The organism is Asanoa siamensis, assembly GCF_016862555.1.
Taxonomy (GTDB): domain Bacteria; phylum Actinomycetota; class Actinomycetes; order Mycobacteriales; family Micromonosporaceae; genus Asanoa; species Asanoa siamensis.
On sequence record NZ_BONE01000013.1, the window covers coordinates 121,282 to 135,467 of the forward strand.

At 71.9% G+C, this 14,186-nt stretch carries 15 protein-coding genes; 11 read left to right on the forward strand and 4 right to left on the reverse strand.

What is annotated here, in order from left to right; genetic code table 11:
- Window positions 1-18: 18 nt before the first annotated feature.
- From Asi02nite_RS11165 to Asi02nite_RS11180, 4 genes are all read left to right on the forward strand, one after another.
- Complete coding sequence (locus Asi02nite_RS11165) at window positions 19-1,296, forward strand: cysteine desulfurase (RefSeq protein WP_203712302.1); 1,278 nt, start codon at window positions 19-21, stop codon at window positions 1,294-1,296.
- A complete protein-coding gene (gene sufU / locus Asi02nite_RS11170; RefSeq protein WP_203712303.1) occupies window positions 1,296-1,754 on the forward strand; it encodes a Fe-S cluster assembly sulfur transfer protein SufU in 459 nt (152 codons plus the stop codon). Before Asi02nite_RS11165 ends, sufU begins: the two co-directional genes overlap by 1 nt.
- Window positions 1,751-2,101: a metal-sulfur cluster assembly factor gene (locus tag Asi02nite_RS11175; RefSeq protein ID WP_203712304.1), complete on the forward strand. Its 351-nt coding sequence runs from the start codon at window positions 1,751-1,753 to the stop codon at window positions 2,099-2,101. The genes sufU and Asi02nite_RS11175 overlap by 4 nt, the downstream gene beginning before the upstream one ends.
- Before the next feature lie 271 nt (window positions 2,102-2,372).
- Entirely contained in the window at window positions 2,373-2,996 is a 624-nt protein-coding gene (locus Asi02nite_RS11180) for a LysE family transporter (RefSeq protein WP_203712305.1), read from the forward strand.
- On the opposite strand, the gene Asi02nite_RS11185 is transcribed toward Asi02nite_RS11180, so the two are convergent.
- Window positions 2,993-4,093, reverse strand: a complete 1,101-nt coding sequence (locus tag Asi02nite_RS11185; RefSeq protein WP_203712306.1) for an NAD(P)/FAD-dependent oxidoreductase — start codon at window positions 4,091-4,093, stop codon at window positions 2,993-2,995. The two genes, Asi02nite_RS11180 and Asi02nite_RS11185, sit on opposite strands and share 4 nt — an antisense overlap.
- An 89-nt stretch (window positions 4,094-4,182) precedes the next feature.
- Here Asi02nite_RS11185 and Asi02nite_RS41505 point away from each other — a divergent pair, with 89 nt between their 5' ends.
- On the forward strand, window positions 4,183-4,539 hold the full coding sequence (locus Asi02nite_RS41505; RefSeq protein WP_239126635.1) for a winged helix-turn-helix transcriptional regulator: 357 nt from the start codon (window positions 4,183-4,185) through the stop codon (window positions 4,537-4,539).
- Between the two features lie 8 nt (window positions 4,540-4,547).
- Here the strand turns inward: Asi02nite_RS41505 and Asi02nite_RS11195 are convergent, their stop codons facing one another.
- Window positions 4,548-5,216 (reverse strand): DNA alkylation repair protein, encoded by a 669-nt coding sequence (locus Asi02nite_RS11195; protein WP_203712307.1) that lies wholly within the window; start codon window positions 5,214-5,216, stop codon window positions 4,548-4,550.
- Between the two features lie 33 nt (window positions 5,217-5,249).
- Here Asi02nite_RS11195 and Asi02nite_RS11200 point away from each other — a divergent pair, with 33 nt between their 5' ends.
- A complete protein-coding gene (locus Asi02nite_RS11200; protein ID WP_203712308.1) occupies window positions 5,250-5,903 on the forward strand; it encodes an acVLRF1 family peptidyl-tRNA hydrolase in 654 nt (217 codons plus the stop codon).
- Between the two features lie 22 nt (window positions 5,904-5,925).
- The gene (locus Asi02nite_RS11205; protein ID WP_203712309.1) at window positions 5,926-6,357 is read left to right on the forward strand and encodes an Rv0361 family membrane protein; all 432 of its coding nucleotides are present in this window, start codon (window positions 5,926-5,928) and stop codon (window positions 6,355-6,357) included.
- Here Asi02nite_RS11205 and ypfJ read toward each other — a convergent pair.
- Entirely contained in the window at window positions 6,354-7,262 is a 909-nt protein-coding gene (ypfJ, locus tag Asi02nite_RS11210; protein ID WP_203712310.1) for a KPN_02809 family neutral zinc metallopeptidase, read from the reverse strand. The two genes, Asi02nite_RS11205 and ypfJ, sit on opposite strands and share 4 nt — an antisense overlap.
- A 203-nt stretch (window positions 7,263-7,465) precedes the next feature.
- Here ypfJ and Asi02nite_RS11215 point away from each other — a divergent pair, with 203 nt between their 5' ends.
- Entirely contained in the window at window positions 7,466-9,070 is a 1,605-nt protein-coding gene (locus Asi02nite_RS11215; protein WP_203712311.1) for an ABC-F family ATP-binding cassette domain-containing protein, read from the forward strand.
- A gap of 14 nt (window positions 9,071-9,084) precedes the next feature.
- Here the strand turns inward: Asi02nite_RS11215 and Asi02nite_RS11220 are convergent, their stop codons facing one another.
- Window positions 9,085-10,398 (reverse strand): hypothetical protein, encoded by a 1,314-nt coding sequence (locus tag Asi02nite_RS11220; protein WP_203712313.1) that lies wholly within the window; start codon window positions 10,396-10,398, stop codon window positions 9,085-9,087.
- 139 nt (window positions 10,399-10,537) lie between these two features.
- Here Asi02nite_RS11220 and Asi02nite_RS11225 point away from each other — a divergent pair, with 139 nt between their 5' ends.
- The 3 genes from Asi02nite_RS11225 to Asi02nite_RS11235 all read left to right on the forward strand — a co-directional run bounded on the left by Asi02nite_RS11225 (window position 10,538) and on the right by Asi02nite_RS11235 (window position 13,606).
- The gene (locus Asi02nite_RS11225) at window positions 10,538-10,765 is read left to right on the forward strand and encodes a helix-turn-helix domain-containing protein (protein ID WP_085066491.1); all 228 of its coding nucleotides are present in this window, start codon (window positions 10,538-10,540) and stop codon (window positions 10,763-10,765) included.
- Window positions 10,766-10,808: 43 nt separating this feature from the next.
- Window positions 10,809-11,561, forward strand: coding sequence for an enoyl-CoA hydratase/isomerase family protein (locus Asi02nite_RS11230; protein WP_203712315.1), 753 nt, complete (start codon window positions 10,809-10,811; stop codon window positions 11,559-11,561).
- Window positions 11,562-11,668: 107 nt separating this feature from the next.
- Entirely contained in the window at window positions 11,669-13,606 is a 1,938-nt protein-coding gene (locus tag Asi02nite_RS11235) for an ABC transporter ATP-binding protein (protein ID WP_203712338.1), read from the forward strand.
- The last annotated feature ends 580 nt before the right edge of the window (window positions 13,607-14,186 follow it).

The window sequence follows — 14,186 nt, forward strand, 5'->3', positions numbered from 1 at the left end:
ACGAAGGGCTGCCCAGTCATGACGACTCTCGCGAATCCGACGACGTTCGACGTCGCCGCGCTGCGCGCCGACTTCCCGATCCTCGGCCGAGAGGTCAACGGCCACCCGCTGGTCTACCTGGACAGCGCCAACACCTCGCAGAAGCCTCGCCAGGTGCTCGAGGTGATGCGGGCCCACCACGAACGGCACAACGGCAACGTGTCGCGCTCGGTGCACACCCTGGGCACCGAGGCGACCCTCGCCTACGAGGGCGCGCGCGAGAAGGTGGCGGCGTTCGTCAACGCGCCGTCGGCGTCCGAGGTGGTCTTCGGCAAGAACTCGACCGAGGCGATCAACCTCGTCGCGTACGCCTTCTCGAACGCGTCCGCTTCGGCGGGCGGTGACCCGCGGTTCCGCCTCGGCCCCGGCGACGAGATCGTGGTCTCCGAGATGGAGCACCACTCCAACCTGGTGCCGTGGCAGCTGCTCTGTGAGCGGACCGGTGCGACCCTGCGCTGGTTCTCGCTCACCGAGGAGGGCCGGCTCGACGAGTCTTCTCTGACCGAACTGGTCAACGAGCGCACCAAGCTCGTGTCGGTCGTGCACATGTCCAACATCCTGGGCACGATCAACGACCCGTCCCGCATCGTCGCCCGGGCCCGCGAGGTCGGCGCGCTGGTCATGCTCGACTGTTCGCAGTCGGTGCCGCACCTGCCGGTCGACGTGCAGGCGCTGGGCGTCGACTTCATCGCCTTCACGGGGCACAAGATGCTCGGCCCGACCGGCATCGGCGTGCTCTGGGGCCGCGGTGAGCTGCTCGAGGCGATGCCGCCCGTGTTCGGCGGCGGATCGATGATCGAGACCGTGACGATGGCCGGGTCGACGTTCGCGCCGGCGCCCGCGCGCTTCGAGGCCGGCACGCCGCCGATCGTCGAGGCGGTCGGGCTCGGCGCCGCGATCGACTACCTGTCCGACCTCGGCATGGCCGCGGTGCAGGCGCACGAGCAGGAGATCACGGCGTACGCGCTGGACGCGTTGTCCTCCGTACCGACGCTGCAGATCTTCGGTCCCGCGGTCGTCGAGGGGCGTGGCGGCACGATCTCGTTCGCGCTCGAGGGCATCCACCCGCACGATGTCGGGCAGGTGCTCGACGACGAGGGCGTCGAGGTGCGGGTCGGCCACCACTGCGCGCGGCCGGTCTGCGTGCGCTACGGGGTGCCCGCCACCACGCGGGCGTCGTTCTACGTCTATACGACGACCGAGGAGGTCGACGCGCTCGTGCGGGGGCTCGAGCGGGTGCGAAAGGTGTTCGGCTGATGCAGTTCGACCAGCTATACCAGGAGATCATCCTGGAGCACTACAAGCGGCCGCACGGCCGGGGGCTCCGGGAGCCGTTCGGCGGCGAGGCGCACCACGTCAACCCGACCTGCGGTGACGAGGTGACGATCCGGGTCGCGGTGGCCGGCGAGAAGCTCGCCGACGTGTCGTACGAGGGGATGGGCTGCTCCATCAGCCAGGCCTCGGCGAGCGTCCTGCACGACCTGCTGACCGACCAGCCGGTGGGCGAGGCGCTCAAGGTGCACGACGCGTTCGTCGAGCTGATGCAGGGCCGTGGCCAGGTCGAGCCGGACGAGGAATTGTTGGGTGACGGCGTGGCGTTCTCCGGAGTGGCGCGCTATCCGGCGCGCGTGAAGTGCGCCCTGCTGCCCTGGATGGCGTTCAAGGACGCGGCGGTACGCGCCGGCGTCGTCGTGGGACCCGAGGTGAAGGCATGAGTGAAGAGACCGTTTCCCCCGCGAAGGCGTCGCTCGACGTCATCGAAGAGGCGATGAAGGACGTCGTCGACCCGGAGCTCGGCATCAACGTGGTCGACCTCGGCCTGGTGTACGGCGTGCACGTCGACGACGAGAACGTGGCGACCCTGGACATGACACTGACGTCGGCGGCCTGCCCGCTGACCGACGTGATCGAGGACCAGACCCGCGCGGCCCTGACGACGGGCCCGGGCGGCGGCATCGTCAGCGACTTCCGGATCAACTGGGTCTGGCTGCCGCCGTGGGGCCCCGACAAGATCACCGACGAGGGCCGCGACCAGCTCCGCTCCCTCGGCTTCAACGTCTGACCCGACGCAAGCAACGGTCCGTTGTTAACGCTTTCTGCATAGGAACGGCCCGTTATTAACTCCGCTCGCTGCGGAACGTTGATAACGGGCCGTTCCTATGCGAAAACCGTTAACAACGGACCGTTGCTTAATGCGGTGCGGTGTGCGGGTGGGTGGTGCATGATGTCCGCGTGATCGAGCTGACTCTCACCCAGGTTTCTGTCGCGACGGCCTTCGCCGGTCGCCGACAGCAGCGTGGCTCCGGGTCGGCTGCGGTCCCGCTCGATCCGCGATGAGCGACGCGTTCGTCGCCGGCCTGGTCGCCGGCTATGGCGTCGCCGTGCCCGTGGGCGCCATCGCGATTCTGATCATGGGGCTGGCCGCCCGCACCTCGTTCAAGGTCGGGGCCGCCGCCGCGCTGGGGGTGGCCACCGCCGACGGGCTCTACGCCGCGGTCGCGGTGCTCGGTGGTGCCGCGCTCGCCGGTGTCATCGAGCCAATCTCCACGCCGTTGCGCTGGGTCGCCGTCGTCGTGCTGCTCGGGCTGGCCGCGCATACCGCGATCGCCGCGGTGCGGCACCACCGGGATCCCGCCCGGGCCGCCCGCAGCCGGGACGGACTCGGCACGCCCGCCCGCGCGTACGCCGGCATCCTCGCCCTGACGCTGCTCAACCCGATGACCATCGTCTACTTCGCCGCGCTCGTGCTCGGGCGGCAGGCCAACGACGAGCTGACCGCCGGCGGCGAGGTGCTGTTCGTGACCGCCGCCTTCCTCGCCTCGGCGAGCTGGCAGCTCCTGATCGCCTCCGGCGGCTCGCTGGTCGGCCGGCTGCTGACCGGGCCGCGAGGGCGGCTCTGCACCGCCCTCGCGTCCAGCCTGTTGATCATCGTGCTGGCGGTCGCCCTGGTCGCCTAGCGCTCCGGGGCGTCGAAGTGCACCGCGTACATGTCGACCAGCATCGCGCCGCCCTTGATCGCCGCCGCCTCCTCGGGGCCGCCCACGCCCGTCGGCAGCTGGGTGGCCCCGCCCGCCGGGCCCAGCGGCACGACGATCATGGCCGGGCCGGCCTCGTACGTCTGGCGCTCGCCCCCGCCCGTGATGTCCGCCTTGATGTTGGCCGCGACCACCGCGGCCTGGTAGGTGGCGGCGCCGGCGGTGTCCCGGTCGGCGGTGGAGATGTCGCCGAGCGCGTACACGCCGTCGCCGCCCTTGACCCGCAGCTCGTTGTCGACGACGAGGTAGCCGCGCTCGTTGCGGGCCGCGGCCAGCTCGCCCCGCAGGTAGTCGGTCGCCGGCCGGACGCCGAAGGCGCGGAACCAGATGTCGGCCTCGACCGACTCGCCGTTCTCGGTCGTCACCGAGACCGCGCCCGGCGTCGCCGGGTCGACGGACGGCAGGGCGGTCAGCGGGCTGCCCAGCACCAGGCGCACGCCCATCTTGTCGAGCTGCTGCTTGAGCGACTCGCGCAGCTCCTGCTCGAACGGGCCCTGCAGGATGTCGGCGTTGACGTCGACGACCGTGACCTCCTTGTCGGGGAAGAAGGCCTTGATCTCACCGGCCAGCTCGAGCCCCGACGGCCCGGCGCCGACGATCAGCGCGCGGCCGGCGCCGAGCAGCGCGTCGTGCGCCGCCTGCAACCGGTCCTTGCCGTGCTGGTGGTTCGTCGCACCGGTCTTGGCCGGGAAGGGATATTGCGAGCCCGTCGCGAGTACGAGGTAGTCGGGGCGCAGCTGCGTGCCGGACTCCAGCGTCACGATGCGGCCGTCGACGGCGACCGCCCGGTCCCGCACGTAGCGGCCGTGGTGCAGCAGCCGGTTCAGCGGCATGAAGATCCGGTCGATCCAGGTCGGGTCGACCAGCGCCCGCCAGGACGCGACGTTGTGGTGGAACGCGCCGGACGGGTCGACCAGCGTGACGTCTGCGACGTCATCCAGCGCCTTGGCAGTGTTGAGACCGCCGTACCCGCCGCCCAGGACGACGACGGACGGGCGCTTGACCTCGGTGTTCGTCACCAGTGTTACCTCCGTGAAAAGGCTAGCGACCCTTACCTCGCTAGCTGCTTCGGAAATACTAGCGGCCTCGACCGAGATAGCATGGCGTCGTGACCGAGAGTCCGGAAAGTCACACCGCCACGGTCGGCGAGCGCTGTGCGCGCGGCGACCGGGGGCTGGTGCGCGCGTTCAGCGTGCTCGGCAAAAGGTGGTCCGGCCTCGTGATCGGCACGCTGATGAACGGCCCGAGCGGCTTCCGCGAACTCTCCCGGGCGGTCGGCGGCGTGAGCGACTCGGTGCTGTCCGACCGGTTGTCCGAGCTCTGCGAGCTGGGGCTGGCGACCCGCCGGGTGGAGCCGGGCCCGCCGATCTCGGTCACCTACGAGCTGACCGAGGCCGGCTACGGGCTGGCTCCGGCGCTCCAGGAGATCGCCACCTGGTCCGACAAGTTCCTCGTCGACGACTAGGGCCCGTCCTAGAGGTTCTTCAGCGCCTCACGCCGGGAGAGTCCGGACAGCCGCGGGGTGGTGGCCACGTAGGAACGGATCGCGTCCGGGTCCGTTTTCGCGTACTCCCGCAAAGCCCAGCCGATCGCCTTGCGTACGAAGAAGTTGGTGTGCCCGGCCTGCTCGGTGCAGTAGGCGAACAGGCGCCCGGCGTCGGTGTCGCGCTTGTAGAAGAGTTGGTGCAGCAGCGCCGTGCGGATCACCCAGACGTCGTCGTCGCGGATCCAGTCGTCCATGGCGGCCACCAGCGGCGTGTGGCCGGCCACCAGCGGCCCGACGACCCGCGCCGCGAGCACGTCGACGGTGTCCCACCAGGGCCTGGTCGTGATCAGCCGGCGCACCGCCGGCAGCGCCTCCGGTGTCAGCACCGCGGCGTGGCGGCGCAGGTGGGCACAGGCGAAGTATTGGTATTCCCGCTCCGGCCGCGCCCAGCACGCGTCGGCCAGCGCGAGGAGGTCGGCTTCGGTCGGCCGGGCCGTGCCCGCGGTCGCCTCCCGGGCCAGTTCCCGCTGCCGCGGCGACCCGATGCCCAGGAACGCGAACTGGTCGCGCATGTAGGCGCGCATCGACGCGGCGCGCACCGGGTCGCGGGCGGCCTCGAACAGCACGGTCAGGCGATCCAGCACCGGCTCGGTCACCCGGCCATTCTCCCGTGCCGTAGCGTCGCGGTAATGACCACCAGCCGGCCGGCCGCGGGCGGGGGGCGCTGGGTCGACGTCGACCCGGAGCGCCTGACCCGCTGGGTCGACGGGTTCCGCGAACGGCACGGCGACTACGCCCAGCGGCCCACCGACGACGGGCTCCTGCTGGCCGCCTTCGACGGTGCCACCGCGACGCTCTACCCGCCGCCCGGCACGTCGCTCGGGTTCGACCTGGCCGACTTCGTCGAGGCCGCGAAGGCGCCGCGGCGCACCGGGCTGCTGCTCGCCCGCAAGGCCGCCGTCGCGGTCGGCGTGGCCGACGGGGCCCGGCTGATCGCGTCCAAGGTGGACAGCTCCTACGTGCAGAGCCGCACCGCCGCGGGCGGCTGGTCGCAGCAGCGGTTCGCCCGCCGGCGCGACAACCAGGCCAAGGCGGCGGCCCGCGACGCGGCCGACCTGGTCGTGCGGATCCTGCTGCCGGCCGCCGCCGGGCTGGCCGCGCTGGTCTGCGGCGGCGACCGCCGGACCGTCGACGCGGTGCTGGCCGACCCGCGGCTCGCGCCGCTGCTCCCACTGCGGGCCGAGCGGCTGCTCGACGTCCCCGAGCCCCGGCACGCCGTCCTGGTCGACGCGGTCGCCGCGGCCCGCGCCGTATCGATCCTGGTGCGTGATCCCGAGTCCTGAGGCCGGGGTGTAGCCTCCCGCCATGACCGTGGACGACGCCGTGCGGCAGCCGCTGCGCCGGGCCGCCCTGCTGGCCGCCGTGCTCGTCGCCGCCGGGTTGCTGGTCGGCGGCTTCTTCGTCTTCCGCGGGCAGCGCGCGCCCGAGCAGGGTGCCCGGCTGGCCGCCGACGTGTTCCTCACCCGGCTCGCCGCGGGCAACATCGCCGGCGCGTACGACCAGCTCTGCAACGAGACCCGTGACCGGGTCGAGCGCGAGGACTTCGTCGCCGGGATCGGCGGGCGCCCGGCGGTGACGAGCTACAAGATCGACGGCGTGGTGGCGACGGGGGAGGCCGACGCCACCGTGACCGCCGCGCTGGTCGACCCGGCCGGCGCGGTCACGCCGTACGAGTTGCGGGTGACCGACGACCGGGGCACCTGGCGGGTCTGCGGCAACCCGCTCGACGCGGGTTAGGACCCGAAGGTGTTGCAGGTCTTCGGGTCGCCGCTGTCGTAGCCGGTGCGGAACCACTGCTGCCGCTGCGCCGAGGTCCCGTGCGTGAACGCGTCGGGGTTGACGCCCTGCCCCGACCGCTGCTGGAGGGTGTCGTCCCCGATCGCGGCGGCGGTGTCCAGGCCTTCCTGGATGTCCTGGTCGGTGATGCTCTTGAAGATCGCGTCGCCCTGCTCGTCCGCGGTCTGGGTCGCGTTCTTCGCCCACGCGCCGGCGTAGCAGTCGGCCTGGAGCTCCAGCTTCACCGACAGCTCGTTGGCGTCGCCCGGGTCACGCTCCTGCTGGCGGCGCATGTCCGCCTCGGTACCGAGCAGCGACTGCACGTGGTGCCCGTACTCGTGGGCCAGCACGTACGGCTGCGCGAACTGGCCCTTGGCGCCGAGCTGGTCGGCGAGCACCTGGTAGAAGGTCAGGTCGATGTAGACCTTGTGGTCGGCCGGGCAGTAGAACGGCCCCACCCCGGAGTCGGCGGCGCCGCACCCGGTGCGGACGGCCTGCTCGAAGTAGACCGTGCGGGCGGGCTGGTACTGCTCGCCGAAGCTCTCCGGCAGCTCCTTCTCCCACCAGTCCTGGATCGAGGTGATGTAGAGCCCGTTGCGGCAGTCGAGCTGCTCGAGCTTGTCGTCGGCCGCGCAGCGCTGCTCGATCGCGGTGTTGTCGGCCGGCTGGTCGTCGCCTGTGATCGCGTTCACACCGAAACCGCCGCCGACCAGCACAGCGATGATCGTGGCGATCAGGCCGACGATGCCGCCACCGCTCGTCGGCAGCGGGATGGGGAAGCCACCGCCGCCGCCACCACCGCCCCCGCCGCCCCGCCGGTCCTCGATCTGGCTGGTGTCGACGTCGGCGCGCTCGTTGAGTTCCATCACCCATCCAATCGACGCATGTGGACGCGGCGGGATGTACCCGATGATCTTGTGGCCTAATCCGGTGGGGGCCGGCGGTGGGGAGCCGGTACACTTCACCCCGTACTGCTCTGCGAAGACTGACCAGCCCCGGCGCCGACGGGAAACAGCCCGATCGGCGCTTTCGTGTGCCCTCAGCCTTCCTCACAGAGAGAGCGTTTCTGATGATCACAGTCACCGGGCTGGAGCTCCGCGCCGGCGCACGGATCCTGCTGTCCGACACCACCCTGCGGGTGCAGCCCGGCGACCGGATCGGCCTCGTCGGCCGTAACGGCGCCGGCAAGACCACCACGCTGAAGGTGCTCGCGGGCGAGGGCACCCCCTACTCGGGCTCGGTCGAGCGCACCAGCGTCGTCGGCTACCTGCCGCAGGACCCGCGTACCGGCGACCTCGAGGTCACCGCCCGCGACCGCGTCCTGTCCGCGCGCGGCCTGGACACCCTGCTCGCCGAGATGCAGGTCGTCGAGGCCAAGCTCGCCGAAGACCCGACGGACGCACTCGTACGGCGTTACGGCTCGCTCGAGGAGCGGTTCGCCTCACTGGGCGGCTACGCGGCCGAGGCCGAGGCCGCCCGGATCTGCGCCAACCTGGGCCTGCCCGACCGGGTGCTCGCCCAGACCATCGGCACCCTCTCCGGTGGCCAGCGCCGCCGGATCGAGCTCGCCCGCATCCTGTTCCGCGACGCGGGCGAGGAGGGCGCGGGCATCCTGCTGCTCGACGAGCCCACCAACCACCTCGACGCCGACTCGATCGTCTGGCTGCGCGGCTACATGGCGGCACACAAGGGCGGCCTGATCGTGATCAGCCACGACGTCTCGCTGCTCGACGCGGTGGTCAACAAGGTCTGGTACCTCGACGCCAACCGGTCCGTCGTCGACACGTACAACGTGGGTTGGAAGACCTATCTCGAACAGCGCGAGACCGACGAGCGGCGGCGCCGCCGCGAGCGGGCCAACGCCGAGAAGAAGGCCGGTGCCCTCAAGGCGCAGGCCGACAAGATGCGCGCCAAGGCGACCAAGGCGACCGCCGCCCAGAACATGGCGAAGCGGGCCGAGAAGCTGCTCTCCGGCCTCGAGGACCAGCGGGTCGGCGACCGGGTGGCGAAGGTCCGCTTCCCGGAGCCGGCCGCCTGCGGGCGCACCCCGTTGACCGCTGCCGGCCTGTCGAAGTCGTACGGGTCGCTGGAGATCTTCACCGATGTCGACGTGGCGGTCGACCGTGGGTCGCGGGTCGCCATCCTGGGCCTGAACGGTGCCGGCAAGACCACCCTGCTGCGGATGCTCGCCGGGGTGCTGGAGCCCGACACGGGCGAGGTCGTGGCGGGGCACGGGCTGCGGCTCGGCTACTACGCGCAGGAGCACGAGACGCTCGACGTCGACCGCACGGTGCTCGAGCACATGCGCTCGGCGGCGGCCGACCAGACCGACGGCGACCTGCGCCGGATCCTGGGCGCGTTCCTGTTCAGCGGCGACGACGTGAGCAAGCCGGCGGGGGTGCTCTCCGGCGGCGAGAAGACCCGGTTGGCCCTGGCCACGCTGGTCTGCTCGGGCGCCAACGTGCTGCTGCTCGACGAGCCGACCAACAACCTCGACCCGGTCAGCCGCGAGCAGGTGCTCGACGCGATCGCCCGCTACCCGGGCGCGATCGTGCTGGTCACGCACGACCCGGGCGCGGTGCTGGCGCTCAAGCCGGACCGCGCGATCCTGCTGCCCGACGGCGACGAGGACGCCTGGAGCGACGACCTGCTGGAGCTCGTGGAGCTCGCCTAGCTTCTGCGGTCCGGCTAGATCAGGATCGCTCTGATGATGATCGCGGTGGCCGCGCCGGCGGCCACCAGCAGGAGCGGGGTCGGGATCGTCTCGCCGGCCTGCTGGCGTGGCGCGATCGCGGCCATCGTCAGCCACGGGAAATAGGGCAGCCAGTTGGTCTCGGCGCCGCCTCTCGCCAGCCCGGTGACCAGGGTGAACAGCACGGCGATGCCGGCGGCGACGAGGAACGGCCAGCCCGGGGTGTTGCGCGACTTGCGCAGCGAGGCGTAGAGCGCCGGGCCGGCCGCGAGCAGGAGGACGACCAGGCTGATCCCGCTCCACCACAGGACCGACCGGTGCGGTTCGACGCGTACGGCGAAATCGTGGCGGGCGTCCATCAGCCCGTCGACCCAGTTGAAGCCCAGCCGCTCGGCCGCGACGACGGGGATCAGCGCGCCCAGGCCGGTGAACAGGTTGAGCGCGGCGCGGCGGCGGGCGAAGTAGAGGAAGGCCGCGGCAAGGCCGAGCCAGGGCACGCCGTACGCGAAGAGCGCCGCGACGCCGAGGAGCAGGCCCGTGACGCTGGCCCAGATGCCGGCGCGGACGCCCGTGCGGCGCTCGTCGGAGGCGTGCACGCCGGCCGCGATCATCGCCGCGCCGAGCACCGCGACGACGCCCTCGACCCCGCCGGCCAGCCAGACCGCATAGGGCGCGAGGGCCAGCACGGGTAGGTAGCGGCGGGCGGCCAGGTCGCCGGCGACCCCTCTGACGGCGAAGAGCACCAGGGGCACGACGGCCGCCCCGACGGCGGTCAGCAGGAGCCCCAGTCCTATACGGTCCGTGACACCGATGCGCATCAACGCCCAGAGCAGAAGGATCGGCCCCGGTGGATGCCCGCGGGCGACCACGGACGGGAGACCCCCTTCGGTGGTGTAAGCCCGCAGATAGTGAAGAGGATCGTCACCCACTCGGGTGGCGTCGGCCAGGTAGTCATCGGGAATCGTCAATGGATCGGCGATGCCGTCGCGGCCGTGGGCGAGGGCCAGCGAGACCGTCCAGAGCACCGCCACCAGCCACCCGGAAAGCAGCACGAGCGGCCATTTCATGCGCTCCCACCAACCCCGGTAGGCGGCCGCGACCACCCCCGCGGCGACCGTCGGCGCAAGCACGCTGGCCAGCGAGATCGTCAAAGTGTACGAGCCGAGGAACGGCGCTCCCGCGGTGCCGAGCCGGGCTCCGCCGCGCACCGCGAGCCACGTCGCGAGGGCCCCGACAGCGGCCAGGACGAGCCAGCCGACGAGGTCGCTCCGCTCGTCCCGATGGGCGGCTCGGGCCTCCTCAGGCTTCACGGGCCAACACGGTATCGGGTTGCCGACAGTACCGTGCGTGTCGGTTGGCGAAGAGTTGATATCTAGCGCATGATCGTCCGAGGCGGTCTAATAGGTGGGACCGCATGAAACCGCACAGTCTGGGACGTGAGGAATCAACATGGCAGCCACTGGCACAGCCACCAGCACTGAGAAGGGTCGCCGGATCGTCGGGGCCGAGCGGCAGACGCTGGCCAAGGACCTGGTCAAGCGGTACACCTCCGGCGAGAGCATCCGCGCCCTCGCGGCCTCGACCGGTCGTTCCTACGGTTTCGTCCACCGGGTGCTCACGGAGTCGGGCGTCCAGCTTCGCCAGCGCGGCGGTGCCCGCCGCCGCAAGAAGGCCTGACCCCCATCCCTCCCGGTTTCCCGCTCGTGGGCCGTCTCCCGCGATGACCACCAGCGAGGTCGAGCTCGTCCACGCCGGGCCGGTCGCGACCGTGACGTTGCGCCGGCCCGACGTGCTCAACGCGCAGACTCCGGCCACCTGGCTGGCCTTGCGCGACATCGGTCGCGAGCTGCCCGGCGACGTCCGCGTCGTCGTCGTGCGTGGCGAAGGACGGGCGTTCTCCTCCGGACTCGACATCTCCGGCGGCGGCCCGAGCTTCATCGCCGAGATCACCGCACTGCCTCCCGATGCCGCGGCCGACCGGATACTGCCATACCAGGAGGGCTTCACCTGGCTGCATCGCCCCGACATCATCTCGGTGGCGGCGGTGCAGGGCCACGCGATCGGTGCGGGCTTCCAGCTCGCGCTCGCCTGTGACCTGCGGGTGCTGGCCGACGACGCCCAACTGACCATGGCTGAGGTCACTCTCGGGCTGGTGCCCGACCTGGGTGGCACGAAGCGGTTGGTGGAGCTGGTCGGATATGCGCGGGCGCTGGAGATCTGCCTGACCGCGCGGCGGCTGCCGGCGGCCGAGGCGTTGTCGTTGGGTCTCGCCACTGCCGTCGTACCCCGTGATGATCTTGATGGGGCCGTCTCTGATCTTGTCGCCGCCGTGCTGGCGGGGCCGCGGAACGCGGTCGTGGAGATCAAGGCGTTGCTCGCCGGGGCCGCCGGGCGCTCGTGGCCCGCGCAGTTGGCCGCCGAGCGGGAGGCCCAGGTGCGCCGGCTGCGCGATCTGGCCGGGCTGGGCGAGTAAGGGGCCTTCGGGAAGATCTCGATTACCCCCAATGTTGTCGTACCCGTCGGGGAGACTGGCCCCGTCGACCGGCAGCAGGGAGGTGCGGGGTGACTTCTCCGGGTGGGATGAACGCGTGGACCATGCTCCGCGCCGAGCGCGACCGCGAGTCGATCAAGTCGCACAAGCTGGCCCGGGGCACCTGGCGCCGGATCATGCGGTTCGCCCGACCATACCGGCTCGACATGTCGGTGTTCCTGCTCGCCGTGGTGATCGGCGCCGGCATCGGCGTCGCGACCCCGATCCTGGCCGGCCGGGTGGTCAACACGATCACCCGGGGCGGTGACGGGGCCGCGGCCGAGATCGTCCGCATCGCGGTGCTGATCGCCATCCTGGCGGTCGTCGACGCGCTGCTCTCGCTCGCGCAACGGTGGTACTCGGCGCGCATCGGCGAGGGCATCATCCTCAACCTGCGCACCAGGGTCTACGACCACGTCCAACGGATGCCCCTGGCGTTCTTCACCCGCACCCAGACGGGCGCGCTGGTCAGCCGGCTCAACAACGACGTGATAGGCGCGCAGCGCGCGTTCACCTCCACGCTCTCCGGCGTGGTCAGCAACACGATCCAGCTGGTGCTCACCGCGGTCGTGATGTTCACCCTCTCCTGGCAGATCACCCTGCTGTCCCTCGCGCTGCTTCCGCTGTTCATCATCCCGGCCCGCCGGGTCGGGCGGAAGCTGGCCGCGATCACGAAGGAGTCATACAACCTCGACGCCAAGATGAACGCGACCATGACCGAGCGGTTCGGGGTGTCCGGCGCGATGCTGGTCAAGCTGTTCGGCCGGCCCGACCTCGAGGCGAGCCGGTTCGGCGAGCGGGCCGCGCGGGTCCGCGACATCGGCATCCAGCAGGCCATGTTCTCCCGCACCTTCTTCGTCGCCATGCTCCTGGTCGCGTCGCTGGCGCAGGCGCTGACCTACGGCCTGGGCGGCTACTTCGCGGTGACCGGCGCCGTCAGCGCGGGCACGGTCGTCACCCTGGCGCTGCTGCTGACCCGGCTCTACGGGCCGCTCACCGCGCTGTCCAACGTCCGGGTCGACGTGATGGGCGCGCTGGTCTCGTTCGACCGGGTCTTCGAGATCCTCGACCTGACCCCGGCGATCACCGAGAAGCCCGACGCGGTCGCCATCGCGCGGGGCGCGGGCTCGGTCGAGTTCCGCGACGTGACCTTCCGCTATCCGTCGGCGGCCGAGGTGTCGCTGGCGTCCCTGGAAGACGTGGCGGTGCTCGACCGCACGGTCACCGAGCCGGTGCTGCACGGCGTCTCGTTCAGCGTGGCGCCGGGCGAGATGGTCGCGCTGGTCGGCCCGTCCGGCGCGGGCAAGTCGACGACGTCGATGCTGGTCTCCCGGGTCTACGACGTGACGAGCGGCGCGGTGCTGGTCGGCGGCGTCGACGTCCGCGACGCGACCACCGACTCGCTCCGCGACACGATCGGCGTGGTCACCCAGGACGCCCACCTGTTCCACGAGACGATCGCCGAGAACCTGCGCTACGCGAAACCCGACGCGACCGACGACGAGATCTGGTCGGCCCTGGCGGGCGCCCAGATCGCGGACCTGGTCCGTGACCTACCCGACGGCCTGGAAACGATGGTGGGGGAGCGCGGCTACCGCTTCTCGGGCGGCGAGAAACAGCGGATCGCGATCGCCCGCCTGCTGCTCAAGGCGCCGTCGGTGGTCATCCTCGACGAGGCCACGGCCCACCTCGACTCGGAGTCGGAGGCCGCGGTTCAACGGGCGTTGTCGACGGCCCTGACGGGCCGCACGGCGCTGGTCATCGCCCACCGACTATCAACGGTCCGCGAAGCGGACCAGATCCTGGTCCTGGACCACGGCCACATCGTCGAGCGGGGCCACCACGACGACCTGGTCGCGGCGGAGGGCCTCTACGCGGAGCTGTACCGCACGCAGTTCGCGGTCGCCGACTCCCCGACACCATTCGAGGACGACCTGGACCCAGAGGTCATCGTCGGCGTCCCGGACGCCACGGCGGCCCGCGACTAGCCCACGCGCCGGGCGCTCCGTGCCGGGCGCTCCACGTCCGCGACGTCCGCGCGGCGCCGCATCGCGATGGACGCTTCGCGCCCGATCGACCGCGCCGCCGCGCGTCGCGTCCGCCGCGCCGCGGGTCGGCCTTGTCGAGTTGCGCCCGGTGGGCCCGCCAGGCCGCGTCGGCTGGGCCGTGCCGGACGGGCCGTGCCATGCGGGCCGCGCCCGCTGGGCGCGTGAGCCCCGCCGCGGTCGGCCTTGTCGTATTGCGCCCGATGGGGGTGCCGGGCCGCGTCCGTCGGGCTGCGCCCGCGTCCACCGGGCTGCGCCCGCGTCCGCCGGGCCGCGTCCGCCCTTGTCCTGTTGCGCCTGGTGGCGGCTCCGCGCCGCGTCCGCCGCGCCGCGGGCGGCCTTGTCCTGTTGCGCCCGGTGAGGGCGCCAGGCGCGCCCGCCGCGCCCACGTCCGTCGGGCGGCGCGCTTCGCACCGCGCCCCGCCCGCCTTGTCGCAGTGCGTCCGCCGGGCCGCGTCCGCCGGGCCGCGTCCGCCGGGCCGCGTCCGCCGGGCCGCGTCCGCCGGGCCGCGTCCGCCGGGCC